The 14,947-nt window shown below is 61.2% G+C and carries 16 protein-coding genes; 10 read left to right on the top strand and 6 right to left on the bottom strand.

The features are described from left to right. The first annotated feature begins 116 nt into the window (after positions 1 to 116). The 7 genes from ACSBOB_RS07175 (at position 117) to ACSBOB_RS07145 (ending at position 6,877) form a co-directional block, all read left to right on the top strand. On the top strand, positions 117 to 641 hold the full coding sequence (locus ACSBOB_RS07175) for a ubiquinone biosynthesis methyltransferase UbiE (protein WP_442581753.1): 525 nt from the start codon (positions 117 to 119) through the stop codon (positions 639 to 641). Further along, positions 638 to 1,822, top strand: coding sequence for a methyltransferase domain-containing protein (locus tag ACSBOB_RS07170; protein ID WP_442581752.1), 1,185 nt, complete (start codon positions 638 to 640; stop codon positions 1,820 to 1,822). The genes ACSBOB_RS07175 and ACSBOB_RS07170 overlap by 4 nt, the downstream gene beginning before the upstream one ends. Continuing rightward, a complete protein-coding gene (locus ACSBOB_RS07165; protein ID WP_442581751.1) occupies positions 1,819 to 4,185 on the top strand; it encodes a SpoIIE family protein phosphatase in 2,367 nt (788 codons plus the stop codon). The genes ACSBOB_RS07170 and ACSBOB_RS07165 overlap by 4 nt, the downstream gene beginning before the upstream one ends. Before the next feature lie 3 nt (positions 4,186 to 4,188). Continuing rightward, a complete protein-coding gene (locus ACSBOB_RS07160) occupies positions 4,189 to 4,746 on the top strand; it encodes a slr1658 superfamily regulator (RefSeq protein WP_442581750.1) in 558 nt (185 codons plus the stop codon). An 18-nt stretch (positions 4,747 to 4,764) separates the two neighbouring features. After that, positions 4,765 to 5,103, top strand: coding sequence for a slr1659 superfamily regulator (locus tag ACSBOB_RS07155; RefSeq protein ID WP_442581749.1), 339 nt, complete (start codon positions 4,765 to 4,767; stop codon positions 5,101 to 5,103). 476 nt (positions 5,104 to 5,579) lie between these two features. Beyond that, positions 5,580 to 5,801 (top strand): DUF768 domain-containing protein, encoded by a 222-nt coding sequence (locus tag ACSBOB_RS07150; RefSeq protein WP_442581748.1) that lies wholly within the window; start codon positions 5,580 to 5,582, stop codon positions 5,799 to 5,801. An 884-nt stretch (positions 5,802 to 6,685) separates the two neighbouring features. Continuing rightward, positions 6,686 to 6,877, top strand: a complete 192-nt coding sequence (locus tag ACSBOB_RS07145) for a CsbD family protein (RefSeq protein WP_442581747.1) — start codon at positions 6,686 to 6,688, stop codon at positions 6,875 to 6,877. 440 nt (positions 6,878 to 7,317) lie between these two features. Here the strand turns inward: ACSBOB_RS07145 and ACSBOB_RS07140 are convergent, their stop codons facing one another. Then, positions 7,318 to 7,755 carry a MucR family transcriptional regulator gene (locus ACSBOB_RS07140; RefSeq protein WP_442581746.1) on the bottom strand — a complete coding sequence of 146 codons (438 nt, stop codon included), beginning with the start codon at positions 7,753 to 7,755 and terminating at the stop codon, positions 7,318 to 7,320. Between the two features lie 116 nt (positions 7,756 to 7,871). Further along, positions 7,872 to 8,066, bottom strand: coding sequence for a hypothetical protein (locus ACSBOB_RS07135; RefSeq protein WP_442581745.1), 195 nt, complete (start codon positions 8,064 to 8,066; stop codon positions 7,872 to 7,874). A gap of 243 nt (positions 8,067 to 8,309) precedes the next feature. On the opposite strand from ACSBOB_RS07135, the gene ACSBOB_RS07130 reads away from it, so the two are divergent. The 3 genes from ACSBOB_RS07130 (at position 8,310) to ACSBOB_RS07120 (ending at position 10,116) form a co-directional block, all read left to right on the top strand. After that, positions 8,310 to 8,480 carry a hypothetical protein gene (locus ACSBOB_RS07130; protein WP_442581744.1) on the top strand — a complete coding sequence of 57 codons (171 nt, stop codon included), beginning with the start codon at positions 8,310 to 8,312 and terminating at the stop codon, positions 8,478 to 8,480. A gap of 446 nt (positions 8,481 to 8,926) precedes the next feature. Continuing rightward, positions 8,927 to 9,199: a hypothetical protein gene (locus ACSBOB_RS07125; protein WP_442581743.1), complete on the top strand. Its 273-nt coding sequence runs from the start codon at positions 8,927 to 8,929 to the stop codon at positions 9,197 to 9,199. Between the two features lie 458 nt (positions 9,200 to 9,657). Further along, positions 9,658 to 10,116: a MucR family transcriptional regulator gene (locus ACSBOB_RS07120; RefSeq protein WP_442583668.1), complete on the top strand. Its 459-nt coding sequence runs from the start codon at positions 9,658 to 9,660 to the stop codon at positions 10,114 to 10,116. Between the two features lie 172 nt (positions 10,117 to 10,288). Here the strand turns inward: ACSBOB_RS07120 and msrA are convergent, their stop codons facing one another. The 4 genes from msrA to ACSBOB_RS07100 all read right to left on the bottom strand — a co-directional run bounded on the left by msrA (position 10,289) and on the right by ACSBOB_RS07100 (position 14,745). After that, the gene (gene msrA / locus ACSBOB_RS07115; RefSeq protein WP_442581742.1) at positions 10,289 to 11,020 is read right to left on the bottom strand and encodes a peptide-methionine (S)-S-oxide reductase MsrA; all 732 of its coding nucleotides are present in this window, start codon (positions 11,018 to 11,020) and stop codon (positions 10,289 to 10,291) included. A 20-nt stretch (positions 11,021 to 11,040) separates the two neighbouring features. Continuing rightward, on the bottom strand, positions 11,041 to 13,056 hold the full coding sequence (locus ACSBOB_RS07110) for a redoxin family protein (RefSeq protein ID WP_442581741.1): 2,016 nt from the start codon (positions 13,054 to 13,056) through the stop codon (positions 11,041 to 11,043). Between the two features lie 16 nt (positions 13,057 to 13,072). Continuing rightward, complete coding sequence (msrB, locus tag ACSBOB_RS07105; RefSeq protein WP_442581740.1) at positions 13,073 to 13,558, bottom strand: peptide-methionine (R)-S-oxide reductase MsrB; 486 nt, start codon at positions 13,556 to 13,558, stop codon at positions 13,073 to 13,075. Positions 13,559 to 13,902: 344 nt separating this feature from the next. Next, complete coding sequence (locus ACSBOB_RS07100; RefSeq protein WP_442581739.1) at positions 13,903 to 14,745, bottom strand: hypothetical protein; 843 nt, start codon at positions 14,743 to 14,745, stop codon at positions 13,903 to 13,905. Positions 14,746 to 14,947: the final 202 nt, after the last annotated feature.

The following is a 14,947-nucleotide window of genomic DNA, read 5'->3' as shown; positions in this document are numbered from 1 at the left end:
ACGTGCTCGAGATAGTCACCTCGGAATGAAGAGCAACTGGGGCCGGTCGGTTGTACCGGCTCATAGACCGATACCGATCAATTGCCTGAGCAGTAATTGAGATTTGGGGACGAACGATGCCAATCGAGGCTGAGCACAATATCGTTGCGGGCAACAATTTCCGCGGAATGATCCAAATCGATATGCACATAGCGTCCTTTCATTCCGACTGGACGCATTGCGACTATATTGCCACCTACCTTGCCCGAGCCATCAGCCACAATCGTCCCGATTCGGTGCTGTTTTCGAACCTGTTCTCGTCCGCGCTGAACGAGCTCCTTGAAGTCACGTTCCGCACTCGTCACATCGGCGGCGCCTTTGCCTGCAAGGTTTCCCGCGACGGCGAGACCGACAGGGTGGAACTGACTTTTGCCTGTGGCGCGGAGGAACGCCGTTTCTTCGAGAACGCGGTAGCGAGGACCCAGGAAGGCGATGCGCGCGGCCGGTATCTTAGCTCGCTGTCGGGGGATGTCGCACCGGGCCGCGACATGATGCTTCTCGAATTGGCCGTTAACTATCACGCAGCCTTGAGGCTCGAAGATGTCGGCGACGATACGATCAGGTTGGTCGTCGACCTACCCCTTGGAGGTCTGGCACATTGAGCGCGACCACATTTGGGTCATTGGCGCGATTCAAGGCGCAATTCGACCTTAGCAATCAGGAGTTTTCCGTTTCCGGGTCCGTGCGGCCCCAGAGTATCGACGAACTGGCGCCGAGCCTTGCCCTGCTGAAAGAATCCATCGAACGCGTGCGCGGCGTGCTCTACGTGAATGTCCGGCGTCTCGCGCAGATGAACAATATCGCGTTCCACGCTTTTTCGCGCGTGATCATCGACACGGCGCGGGCCCGGCCCGATCTTCGATTCGTGATCGTCACATCGAGCGTCGTCGGCTGGACGACGCGCAAGTTCGCGCGTCTCGGCCATATCGAGCCAAACATCATCGTCGAGGAATACGACACGGAATTCTATCCCGGACAAACCTTCCTCGAAGAAGGCGGGTTCATTCCGATCCTGCGCACGCAAACCAAGATGACCTGGCGTCACGAACGCACCATCCTGCCACGCCACGGCATGCGGCCTGGCATCACAATGGCCGATATCTGTTGTGGCATCGGTGATTTTGCCGTTCTGGTGCAGAAGGAATTCCAGCCGTCGAGAATCGTCGCGCTCGACCACTCCAAGTCGAGCCTTGCCTATGCCCGCCGCGTGGCCGAAGAATTCGACATTAGCGGCGTTGAATATACTTATGGCGATGCATCCGAAATGCTATTGGATGACGATCAGTTCGACCTCGTGACCTGCCGGCACTCGCTTCAGATATTCGATCGACCGGGACTTATCCTCAAGGAATTGTACCGGATATGCAAGCCGGGTGGCCGAGTCTACATCACCAACGAGAAGAATTCGCACTGTCTCGGGGAGCCGCGTGCCGAAAGCATCCAATGGACCTACAGTGAGGTCGCGAAACTGTTCGACCATTTCGACATGGATGTTGAGCTTGGACCGAAAAGCCGGCGCTACCTGGCCGACGCGGGTTTCGACGACATTCGAATGGAGTGCTTCATGGTGACCAATCTCGACGGCGATCCCCAGGATTTCGCCGATATGATCACCGCTTGGGAAGAAGTCTATGCCGGCGACATGGCAGTGAAGCGCGGCGACACGGCGGAATTCATAGAGCGGTTCCGGCAGGGATTTCGCGATCATATCTTCGCAGCACTTCATCCGAAGGGTTATGCGGGCTGGCCGATCTGGGTCGCCTCGGGACGGAAGTCGCGATGAGTATCGAGACCAAGGAAGCCCCGCGCTTCGGCTTGCGCTCTTTCCGCGCGAAGTTCGTGCTCGTCGTCGGCGGAGCGGTGCTGTTCGATCTTCTGATGAGCGGCGGCCTGGCGCTGTGGAATGTCCAGCGGCTGTCGCAGGATGCAACATCGGAGGTCGGCGCCGGCCTGACCAAGGCCAACCAGGACTACATCCTATCCTATGCGGGATCGACGGCGTCGCGCGTCGACCTCCTGCTCGACCGTGTGCATGCCGATGTGAATGCACTGGCAGGCGTGCTGCAGGAACAGATCGACGACCCGGACAGGCAAAGGCAGGTGGGCGCTACCCTCGCCAGCGAGAACGCCGGTTCCGTTGACGTCGTCTACGATGCCAAGGGCCAGTGGGCGCAAAATCTGCCCGGCGCGCCTTCGGTGGTCAGCGTCTGGGGCTATCTGCTGGGTCCGGATCACAAACCGCTGCCGGCGGTCCAGGAGGATATCGACGACAGCGCGGTGCTCGACCTCGTCGCACCCAGCCTGCTCGCCAGCGGCTCGTCGAAGCTGCAGATGTATTACATCGGCCCCAAGGAACGGCCGATCTTCAGGACCGCGCCCTATACGGAGCAGGCCCAGACCTTCGACCGCCTCTATCCCGGGCACAACACCTCGGAGTTCTGGGAATTCTTCTTTCCGGGCCTCTACGGTTCGTGGCAGCAATGGGCGCTGGATCCGGCGTCGCGCCCGGTCCCCAGCAACATCACGCAGACCGCACCCTATACCGATGCAATCACCGGCAAGTTGATCGTCAGTTTTTTCCATCCTCTGTGGACACGCGACCGCAAAGGGGTAGCCGGAACGGTGGGGGCCGACATCACCCTCGACCAGTTGGCGGAGATCGTCGAGAACGTGAAGATCGCCGAAAGCGGCTTCGGTTTCCTGACCATGCCGAACGGCAATGTCGTCGCCATCAATCCCAAGAGCGAGGCGACGATCGGGCTCGTCTCTTCAAGCGACAAGGGCACGGACGGGGTCACCGGCCTCGAACGCTCCTTGCGCAGGAGCACCCAGCCGGCAATCGCCAGCCTCGATCTCGGCAGCAGCAATGACGGCGTCATCCAGCATGTCATGCTGCAGGAGAACGGCGAGGACGTCCCCTACATCGTCGTCCTCAGGGGGTTGAGGCCGACAAACCTGTGGAGTTCGGGGCCGATAGAAAAGCAGGCGATGTCGGTCGGCATCGTCGTTCCCGAGCGCGAGATCTATGCCGCCCTGTTTGCCGCGCAGGACAGCATCTCCAAGGCGACCAACCGCATCCTGCTCTATCAGTTGCTGGCGATCATCGTTTCGCTGCTGATCGTCTTCGCTGCGGTGTTCGGGCTGTCGAAGCGCATCACCGCGGGCCTCAGCGCGCTCGCGGGTGCGGCCCGCCGGCTGCAGAGCCAGGATTATTCCGTCCGGGTCAGCATACCGTCCAAGGACGAGGTCGGCGAAGTCGGCGTGGCCTTCAACAAGATGGCGGAGCAGATCAGCTTCCACACGGAGAATTTGGAACAACTGGTCGACGACCGGACGAAGGATCTCGAGAGCGCCAACAAGGAGATTTCTACCCTAAACGACAAGCTTCGCGACGAGAACGTGCGCCTGGGCGCCGAACTCGACGTGGCGCGCCATATCCAGATGATGGTGCTGCCCAAGGCTCGCGAGCTCGCGGCCATTCCCGGCGTCGAGATTGCCGCCTATATGCGCCCGGCCGACGAAGTGGGAGGTGACTATTACGATGTGCTGCAGGACGGGGGGAAGCTGAAGATCGGCATCGGCGACGTCACCGGGCACGGGCTGGAAAGCGGCGTGCTGATGCTGATGGTGCAATCCGTGGCGCGCGCCTTGCAGGAAACAGGCGAGGGAGACCCGCTGCAGTTCCTGGAACGGCTGAACCGCGCGATCTTCAAGAATCTGGAGCGCACGAATTCCGACAAGCATCTCTCACTGGCCTTCCTCGACTATGAGGACGAGCAGTTGACCCTGTCCGGGCAGCATGAGGAGGTGCTGGTCATGCGCGACGGCATCGATGTGGAGAGGATCGACACGATCGATCTCGGCCTGCCCATCGGTCTCGAGCAGGACATTTCGCCGTTCGTGGCAACCCGCAACATTCCGTTCGCCAGCGGCGACGTGGTCGTTCTCCATACCGACGGCGTGACCGAGGCCGAGGGCCCGCGCGGCGAATTGTTCGGGCTGGACCGGCTTTGCGAAAGCGCGCGCCAGCGCTACGGCGCCAGCGCCGAGGACATGAAGACGGGAATCGTCGAGGACCTGATGGCCCACATCGGAACCCGGAAAATTCACGACGACATCACGCTCGTCGTCATGCGACATAGGTAAGTCATGACCACTCTGTTTGGACCCGCGGATATCGCCATCGGCATGAACGGCAGCGTCAGCCGCGTAAGGCTGTTCGACGGACCGCTCGATATCCGGTGGCATCACTGCGCGACGACGTCGGATTTCATCGCCGATCTGTTCTCGCTGCCCTTTCATGCCTCGCGCAACGACTATCGCGAGGTTCGCCACAACATCGGCTACCTCGTCAACGAACTCATCGAGAACGCGGTCAAGTTCCGCGAGCCCGGCGAGATCATGGTCGAGGCGTCGATGGACAGGGAAAACTTCAAGGTGAAGGTGTCGAACATCGTTGCTGACACGACGGCGTCGACCTTCAAGGAGCTTCTTTCCGAGATTACCATCGGCGATCCAGGCGACCTGCTGATCAGCCGTATCGAAGCCAACGCCGCCGACCCGGATGCCTCCGGCTCAGGTCTTGGTCTTCTCACGCTCATGAGTGACTATGGCGTGCGTCTTGCCTGGATTTTCAGCCCGGTGGACAAGGGCGACCGGGTGCACCTCGAGACCTTCGCCACCATTCCAATTTCACAGACTCATTAGCAGAGATCGAACCGGCACATGGAAATTAAGACTGATGACTACCGCGTCTGGACTGAGGGCAACGATGTCCATTTCGACGGATCGATGCGCCTTTCCGGCACGGAGGCCTATGCGCCGATCATGGCGCTGATGACCAGCATTCTCGCCTCCAAACCGGCATCCATGACACTCGATCTGACCGATTTGGAGTTTCTGAATTCGTCGGGCATCAATCTTCTGGCGAAGTTCACCATCGAGGTCCGCAAGCAGTCCGACGTGAAGCTCGTGGTGCGGGGAAGTTCGGAAATTCCCTGGCAGACGAAGTCACTGCCGAATCTGAAAAAATTGCATTCGGCCGTATCGCTGGAGATCGATTGACCAACCCTGCAATCGGCCCGTGAACTCTTCAGCCTGCGGGAAAGTCCCAAGTTTAGTTGCGGCCTCGACTGGCCTTTCCGCCGTCGGCTCCATGCGCGTTGCGCCCCCTCTCGCGGACCTATCCGCTGAACTGGCCAGAGTTGGCAACCGCGATGCGGCTTTCCCGTTGCCGCTTGGCCGTGGTGATGGGTTCCATCGTGGCAGTCTCGGCCCCGATACGCGCGTACCCTCCCGCCCAAAGGACCGAAGGCACGCGCCATCTGCATTCCCGATCTCGATATCGACACCATAAAGGTCAAACCGAAGGATTTCCGATGACTTCGCCTGCATCTGGCGATCACGGGCGCTGAAATCCACCAGCCTTCCTCGGGCCATGTCTCACGCCACTTCGGACGAAAGGTGTCAGGAGCCTGCTTCGCCGGCTCTCGATCGAGGCCGGGACCGCCCTTCATATCAGGGGAACGGAGGTATTGGCCATGAGCGTGCGCGGCATCCAGTTTCTGAATCAATGGCTTTCCGAGAATATCCCAAACGACGCATGGCCTGACCGGGTTCAGGCAAGTGAACTCGCCGACAGGGTTCTGGTCGCAGCGGAGAAGTCCGGCATACCCGCGCGCGAGATAGACGAGGAGGTCAGAAGCGTCTTCGCTTCGGTCCTAAGTGCAATGACCTCCCGCCATGCGATTACCAGCCACTGACGATTTCGATCTGGTCGAGAATACTCTGACCTTCCCGACACAGGTCGCTCGACTGGGCCATGCCTGATTGTGGCTGGAGGCGGCCTCTCCCACAAGTCCGACTTTTGTTGGCACGGCTTATGCAATGTATGAGAATGCCAGGTTTAACCTGGCTCCGATGTACCAAATCGGGAATGAGGGGTCGCCGGGCCTTGGGCGGGCTGGGATAGGGTTCGGCGATCCTTCAATAAGTCAATGAGTGGAATTGATGGACGGACTTCTCAGGGAGCTTTCAATTGAACCATAGGGTGGGGAAACTGCTGGATTCAATAACCCCAAATCATGGCGGTTTCAGCTCATATGGTTCAAGCCGCCGACGCTGAACGACTTCAGCGTCGGCGGCCGACATTTATCAATCAGCCAGTCACGGACATATGTATCCTCTCCTAAGGAATTGGCTTGGGTGACCACTCAGCCAGGCGGTTCCGGGCCGCTGGCTCCACGCCCAACCCACTTGGGGGGCCAGCGGCCCTAAAACTCCTCCCAAACTCCAATTGCGTGGCCGCGTCCTCCCTTGCGACGCGTGTCAGGGCTTCCGCAGCCTCACGATGGCGGGCCTCAAGATCCCAGTGTCTCAATCCTCCGTCGGCCTTCGATGCCTTGAGGAGCCTTACCTGCTCGGCGACAGGCGCAGCGTGAAGCAGGCAGACGAGGTGCTGGACCACGACAACAGCGTGCCGCTCCAAGCGATCGGAGTTAGCGCAGGGATGCGTGTGGACGGCGAGGACGAACAGAGGCCAATGCTGCACTGAAGGTCGCAAGGTTTGCGATACCTTGAGCCCGGTCGCTTCGGAACGAAGGGCCGGGCTTGTCGTTGAGCCTGTCCCAACAGCAGGAGATTTGTCATGGGCAGCACAACGGACAGGATCAAGGGCGCAGCGAATGAGGTCGCCGGCAAGGCGAAGCAAGCCGCTGGCGACATAACCGACAACAACCGACTCAAGGCTGAAGGCGCAGGCCAGGAAGCCAAGGGCAAGGTTCAGCAGTCGGTTGGGAAGGCAAAGGACGCGGTTAAGAAGACAATCGACAAGCTTTAGTTCAAGCCCTGCCCGGCTGCCGCAAGGTGGCCGGGCTTGTATTCACCATGACGGGCCGCCGACCTGGTAGAGCGCCAAGGCACCCGTCGCCACAGCGGCAGGCAAGGCGCCAGCCAGAGCGGCAATAACGATAGCGAATCTTCCATGCAACGGTCTCTGCGGGCCTTCCCGACTGGCCAGGCGCAAGAAGCTTCCATCGCCTTTCCAGTCGGGGGTGGCTTCTGGAGGGACGCCACCAGGCACGTATCGCAGGGGGAGGTCGATACTGGCTATAAGCTAAATCAAAATCCAAGATTTTTCCAGATGACTGCGGCATAGCTGCAACAATTCGATAGGCCGATAGACAGACACTTTCATCTCCGGCAGGTCCTCCGCCGGCCCGTTTGTTTTTTCTACGTCGACGACGGCAACTGCCATGGTCACAGCGGCCGATCTTTATTTCATTTCTTCGCAGGCCTGCGTTTTTCGATGGCCGGAACTGACGCACGGCCAAGGCCTATATCCTTGGCAAGTTCGGAACGTCGAGCCGAATATTTCGGTGCCACCATAGGATAGTCAGGCGCCAAGCCCCACTTCTTGCGATAGGCTTCAGGCGTCAATCCGTGGCTGGTCGTCAGGTGACGCTTCAGCGAAGCAAACTTAAGCCCGTCCTCTAGACACACGATGTAGTCGGGATGAACAGATTTCTTGGGATTTACGCATGGCTTTAGCGGCTCGCCAACCTCTGGCTCCGGTCGACCAAGTTGTGAGACAGCCTCAAGTTTCGAGTACAGGCCCGTAATCAGACTCGGAAGTCCGGCAGCTGGCACAGAGTTCTTCGAGACGTATGCCGCGACAATTTCCGCTGTCAATTCAATCAGTTGGTGCTTGTCAGTCATCTCTCATGACCCCGTTGCCCCCGTTCAAACATCAGGCAGATGCGATTGGGGCCGTCCAGTTCCGATGCGGCAAATCGGCGGGCCTCGTAGTGAGACACCATTTCCATGGGTGCAGCTCAGACATAACTTATCGGCGGAAAACTCTTGGCGTCGATTGCCGGCATTGCGAACCATGCTTCTGATGGCGCTGAATGACCGCAGTTGACACATGCCGCCTCGCCGTCTTTTTTCTTCGAGGGGAAAGGTACCGGCGCCATATAGGCTGCGCTGCAGTTGGGGCAGTGTGGATCGTCGAAGATGGTGTTCTGCATTTCAAGACCCTCTGCTTTGAATGTCTCTGATCCGCGGAACCTGCGGAGCGGATGTCGTTCACTTGCCAACGATTGTAGACCTTTCGAAAGCAGCGTATTTGATCAATCGCAATGTCTTCGTTCGCCAGGGCAGCGAAAGAGACGGATATCCTCATCGAATAGCGGACTGCGTAGAAGTCTACCGATTGTGTTTGCAGTCCCGCAAGCAACCTTGGCTATCGTGGCTCACGAGGGGTAAGAGTGATGATACAGGACAGACAGGACAGCATAGAGGAAATTCGTGCCGCTTTGATTCGACGGCTCGAGCGTGAAACCGGCATCTCGGAAGATCAGGCGCGCGAGATAATCGCCGCCATTGGCGCGAACTACCCTATGCTTATCCGCGAAGCCCGGAACATGCAGCGGTATCGTTAGGCTCACTCTCCGCAGGATGCCGAGTCCCTTTCTCGGCCCCTGTTATCGCCTCGGCTCTGCCGCCTCACGACATTCCAGCTCGTGCTCAATTGCCCCGCGAAGGAACTTCGCCACGCCATAAGTCCCGACAATGACCTCGATGCGCACACTGCCCGTCGGTCAGTAGAACCTGGGTTTCTTTGACGGCGAACGGCGGTTTCCCCATTCGGGATAGGATGACTGTCCCACGACAGGACCGCCCCCTCGCATCGCAGTGCAGCGCCATGAGGGGTCGAGAGCAGCATCAGGCGCCAGATAATCGGATCGCGATCATCGGCTTGAAGCCCTGCCGACGCAGCCATCGTTCGGCATCGGGGATTCTGCCATCGCGTTATGTGTACCACAATGCGAGGTCACGGCCGATTTCGAGCCTGTCATCCTTGCACGCTTCCAGATCGTCGAGTTAGGTGTGGCATTCAGGCGCGATATCGGGTTCCATCGCCCACGACAGGCCTAGCGCATTCAATGCCTTACCGGGCGATGGTGGGCGCCCTTCAACTCCACCATTCGGCAACAAACCTGCCGACCTCCTTGAAAACAGTTTTGACTTCAACGCCATGAATGGCGGCGACAAGCTTTCGTCGATGGTGAATATGCCGTTCATCGGCCGGCACCGCTTCGCATGGAAGACGGTGGCCTTTGCGACCGATGAAAAACAACAATCGAAACGAACTGTATAAATCTATAATATAAATACATGTTGTAAAAATAAAAATTCGAATAACGATAGATAATATCCAAAAGTATGAAATTCAAGCAATAATTGTCCCGGACATTGGCGATCCGTATTTCCGATCAATTTGCCATAGATCCAAAAATAAATCCCCGCGCCTTTCCGGCACCAAAACGGCCGCTCGTGGGTCAGCGTCTCGGCCATGCTCACAGATCAAGTCAGTCGGTTCGGAAACTGCCGGCTCGAAAGCGCGCGGTTGATTCGCGACCCGCCGGGATAAGCTGCTCAGGTTGCCTTCCAGATGGCCTCATGGCATGTGTCCGCGGTCGGATGAACATGATTTTCTGCAGGGAAACAGTTGAAAATGCCGCGCTGCAGAAAAATGAAACTGGTTTCATTTTCATTTCCGCTTGCACTCCGGCGTTGTTCGAAATAATCCATAGTTTTCAATGGGAGAAATGGTGGATGCCTGACGACAAATCACTACTGCAACTGACAGCCGACATTGTCTCGGCATATGTGATGAACAATCCGATACCAGCCGGAAGCCTTCCGGACCTGATTGCGGACATCAACACCTCGATACGCAGCCTGGGCGGGCCGATACCCTTGCCCGAGCCGGTCGAGCTGGTGCCCGCCGTGCCGATCAAGAAGTCGATCACGCCCGACTACCTTGTCTCGCTCGAGGACGGCCGCAAGTTCAAATCCCTGAAGCGCCATCTCATGGCGCATTACGGGCTGACGCCGGAGCAGTACCGCAAGAAGTGGAGCTTGCCCGCCGACTATCCGATGGTCGCGCCGGGATATGCGGCGCGCCGTTCGGAGCTGGCGAAAGGCATGGGGCTCGGCCGGGCGCCGAAGGCCGCGGCGGTTGTTGCAGCCGCGCCGGCAAAGCGCGGCCGCAAGCCCAGCGCCGCGTCGTGAACGAAAGCAGCCGGCAGATCGCCGGCCGCTGAACGTCTTGGTCCGGCTGCCGTCTGTGGGGCAGCAGCAGCCGGCCAAACATCACGACGACAGTGCCTGGCGCTATACGTCGCCTTGGCAATGTCGCGGCGCGGTCTTTTTCACGCCGGGCGGGACTGCGGCCAGTCTGTCCTCAGTTTGAGACGCTCGCCTCCGACACAAGCGCCGGGTCGTCGCGATAGAGGTCCGGGAAGATCCGCTTCAGATTGTCGATCTTCGGCAGGTCGTTGTAGACGATATAGGGCTGGCCAGGATTGAGCGTCAGGTAATCCTGGTGATAGTCCTCGGCCGGATAGAAGGTGCGGCCGGGCTCGATCTTGGTGACGATCGCCGCGTTGAACACCCGAGCCTGATTGAGCTGCGCGATATAGGCTTTGGCTATCTTGGCCTGCTCCTCGTTCTCCGGGAAGATCGCCGTGCGGTATTGCGTGCCGGTATCCGGCCCCTGACGATTGAGTTCGGTCGGGTCGTGCGCCACCGAGAAATATACCTGCAACAGTTTTCCGTAGCTGATCTTCGACGGATCGAAGGTGATCTTCACCGATTCGGCATGACCGGTCGCTCCTGAGCCGACCATCTCGTAATGCGCGGTGTCTTTTTCGCCGCCGGCATAACCGGATACCGCGTTGGTCACACCGGCAACGCGCTGGAACACGCCCTGCACGCCCCAGAAGCAGCCGCCGGCGAGCACGGCGGTCTCCGTCTTGCCTTGCCCGGCGGGCTCGTCGACGGCCGGCGCCGGGATGGCGATGCCTTCCTGCGCCGCTGCCGGCATCATGACGAAAGCGCTGGCGGAAGCGAGCGCCGCCGCAAGCAGAAGCGCCGGGCCGCGCAGGCGATGTTTCATGAGGGTTCGTATCGTCATTGACGTACTCCTTGGAAAGTTCAGCCGAAGGTGAATGCGTAGGCCTGCACGCCGGGGTCGAGGAATTTGATCTCGAAGGTACGGTCCTTCACCTCGCCTTTCTGGCGGACGAGCTGGTAGAGCCGCTGGCCGGTCACCGTGCCCTGCCCGTCGGCGTCGATGTCCATGCCGTGGTCGTCGCCGGGCGCCGCGCCGTCGATTGTGACGCGGAACCGTACCGGCTTGCCGTCCGATCCCGAACCCAGCACCAGATGCAGGTCGCGGGCGTGGAACTTGTAGACGATGCTGCCGTCCTTGGCGTCGAGCGTCGCATTCTCGCGGCCAACCGTCCAGTTGCCGGAAAGCCCCCACTCGTTGAGGCGCGGGTCGCCGTCCGCGTAGTCATGCGCCGCGTCCTGCACCGCACCGCCGGGCGACACGAAATTCTCTGCGCGTTCGTAGCCGAGATAGGTCTCCGGCGACAGCACATCGGCCATGTCGGACGCCGCCTGCGCCCCGGTGGCGTTGACCCTGACGAGGTCGGCCGTTGAGGCAGCCTTGCCGGCCTCAGCCAGCAATGCCTGGATCACGCGCTCGGACTCGTCATAGCCGCCCTCGCCGAACTGGTGGTGGCGGATGCGCCCTTGCGCGTCGATGAAATAATGCGCCGGCCAGTAGCGGTTGTTGAAGGCGCGCCAGATCGCATAGTCGTTGTCGACCGCCACCGGATAGGTGACGCCGAGATCGGCGGCGGCTTTCGTGACGTTGCCGATGTCCTTCTCGAAGGCAAATTCCGGCGTATGCACGCCGATCACCACCAGCCCCTCGTCCTTGTGCTTCTCCGCCCATGCCTTCACGTAGGGGATGGTGCGCAGGCAGTTGATGCAGGAATAGGTCCAGAAGTCGATCAGCACGACCTTGCCCTTCAACTGCTCGGCGGTCAGGGGCGGCGAGTTCAGCCATTCCACCGCGCCGCTCAGCGCCGGCAGGATGCCTTCCACCGGCAGCGCCCCGGAAGCGCCTTGCGGCTTGTTGGCCATCATCGCCTGCCCGCCGGCCATGGCGGAATTTCCCGCCATCATGGCGTTTCCGCCGGTCATCGCGGGGGTCCCGGTCATTGCAGGAGCCCCTGTCATCGCAGGCGCACCAGTCATTGCCGTGTTGCCGGCCGTCATGGCGGAGTTTCCTGCCATCATCGCGGAACCTCCCTGCATTGCCGGACCGCCGCTCATCATGGCGGGACCGCCGGACATCATCGCCGGGCCGCCGCTCATAGCCGCACCGTTATCCATCACCACGGACGACGCCGCCGTCTGCGGCGCGCCTTCCGGGTGCAACCTGTCGAGCAGGCCCTGCTCAAGCGAGGCGGTGCTGGCCAGCGACAGCCGCGTCAGGAAGCCGGTGTCGAGGCCGAGGAAGATTGCAATCACCGCCGCCAGCACGGCGACGCCCAACCCACGCCGAACCCATTCGCCGGCGCCCAGCGAGCGCTTCATCGCCGCAAACACTTTTCCGCCGACCAGCAGCGCCAGGGCCAGCGAGGTTGCCGCACCCGCGGCGAAGGCGGCGAGCAGCAGCGTCGTTCCGACATTGGCGCCATTCAGCGCCGCTCCGGTCAGGATCAGCCCCAGCACCGGTCCGGCGCAGGGCGCCCAAAGCAGGCCGGTTGCCACGCCGAGCAGCAGCGACGGCCAGATACCGCCCTTGCCCCTAGCGGTCGCCACGTCGGCACCCAGCGACAGCCGCGCGCCGAGGTCGACCAGGGGCTGCGTCAGCCGGGCCGACAGGCTCGGGAACAAAAGTGTGATGCCGAAGAAGCCAAGCAGCAGGATCGCCGCGAAACGGCCCCAGCGATTGGCCTCGACCGCCCAGCCGCCGGCCACCGCCGCCAGGCTGGCGACCAGCGCGAAGGTCAGCGCCATGCCGACCAGCATCGGCAGGCCGCTGCGCAGGAACGGCCGGTCGGCGCGGGCGAAGACGAAAGGCAGCACCGGCAATATGCACGGGCTGACGATCGTCAGCACGCCGCCGAGATAGGCGAGCAGGAAAAGCAGCATGATTTCTGGCTTTCTCTCAGGCCGCGACCGGCTTGAAGGTCATGGCGACGCCGTTCATGCAATAGCGCAATCCGGTCGGCTTGGGGCCGTCGTCGAAGACATGGCCGAGATGCCCGCCGCAGCGCGCGCAGTGCACGGAGGTTCGGACCATGCCGAACGACGTGTCGTCCTCGGTGCCGACCGCCTTCTCCAGCGGCGCCCAAAAGCTTGGCCAGCCGGTGCCGCTGTCGAATTTGGTGGTCGACGAGAACAGGTCGAGGTCGCAGCCGGCGCAGGCGAAACTGCCCCGGCGGTGCTCGTCGTTCAGCGGGCTGGTGAACGGCCGCTCCGTTCCGGCCTGCCTCAACACCGCGAACTGGTCCGGCGTCAGCAGCTTACGCCATTCCTCTTCGGTATGCGTCACCTCGAAGGTCTCGGCGGCAAAGACCGATCTCGGGCCGGCAGCAGCGGCAGCCATGGCGACGCCGGCCGCGCCCTTCAGGAGAAATCGACGTGTGATCATGATTGTCTCTTGCACCTTCGTTCGGGATCTTGCCCCAGGTACGAATGCGAACGACGACTTGTTACGTACAACGCCCGGATCACATTCATTTGACCGCCGGCACCCCCGGGGGGACCCCGCCACCACCGGCCTGCCTCCCGGCCATCAAAGCGAGGCCGGGCCCATGATGAGGGCTGGCGCGGCCCGGCGCAAGCGAGACGGGTCAGGCCGGCTTCATCCCCAAACGGAATCAGGGCACTTTCGGGCAGCCGCTCGCGCCGCCACGCCCGGATTTTACCCCGTCTGGCCATTGAGCCTGGTGGAATGTTTCGCGCTTCGAGACCCCTGGTTCGGCAAGGGTGGTGTCATGACGTGTCGCGACACTCCAGCGCGTAGACGGCCAGCGCATGGGCATGCGCCAGGATTTCGTCGACCTCGCGGATTCTGCGAGGATGGGTGGCTGTCGGATCGTAGCGCCACAGCCGGCCGCCGGGCGGACGCCCGCGCCGCAGCGGTGAGACGCGCAGAGGCCGTCCTGCCTGGCGGCCTTCCTCCGCCCGAGCCCGCGCGGCGTCGTGGCGCGCCTTCCAGCGGGCAAAACGGTTAGCCTGGCCCGGCAAGTCGTCGAGTGCCGCGGCCAGCGCGGCGAGGCGCTGGCCAAGATGATCAGCGTCGATCGGATCGTCCGGCGACGGCGGCGGAGGCGGCGGACGGTACGGCGAGTCGAAACCCAGCGACAGGATGCGCGGGGCTGCGTGGGCTGGCACATAACGGCGGCAGACGCGGAACGGATTGTTCAGCGGATCGAGCAGCGGCAGCGAGAGGCTGCGCAAGGCGGACTTGGGACGTTTCTCCGGTGTTACCGGCATGAAGGCGCGTGGCCCCCGCCCCATTTCGGGTTTCGGCTTCGGTTTTCGCGGCGGTGGCAGCGCCACCACGATCCCATGCGCCGCCGCGATGATGAGGCGTCGCGCGGCCGCCTCGGCCGGGCGCAGCAGCTTCAATATGGCGCGGTAAAGACCGCGGGGAAGGGTAAGTGCAGGGGCAGGTTTCCTTTTTCCCGCCCGCGCATCGTTCCGAGCTGCCGCTCCCTTCTGCGAAAACGAGGTAAGCTGTCCCCCCGCGCCCATCCCGGCCATGCCCACGAGCATTGCCAGGATGCGCTTCAACGCTTCCAGGTTTCGCTCGATTGCCATATTGCCGTCCATCGCCGCGACCTCCATACAAGCCCGGCGCGATTATCGCACCGGGCTGAAGGGGCGGGGATGAAATTTTGGGAAAACGGCCCGACGGAGGCGGAGAAGGGACGACGGCGGCGAGCGCCTGCTTCGCAATTTCCGGCACAAGTGCCGGAAACAGTTTATTATTTTCGGCCCTCGCGACTGCTGGACTGTCGCAACCTTCCCGCCG

It is taken from the genome of Mesorhizobium sp. KACC 23794, from assembly GCF_052180275.1.
Classification (GTDB): domain Bacteria; phylum Pseudomonadota; class Alphaproteobacteria; order Rhizobiales; family Rhizobiaceae; genus Kumtagia.
The sequence above is the reverse complement of the archived record's forward strand: the minus strand, read 5'-3'. Positions and strand labels throughout refer to the sequence as shown.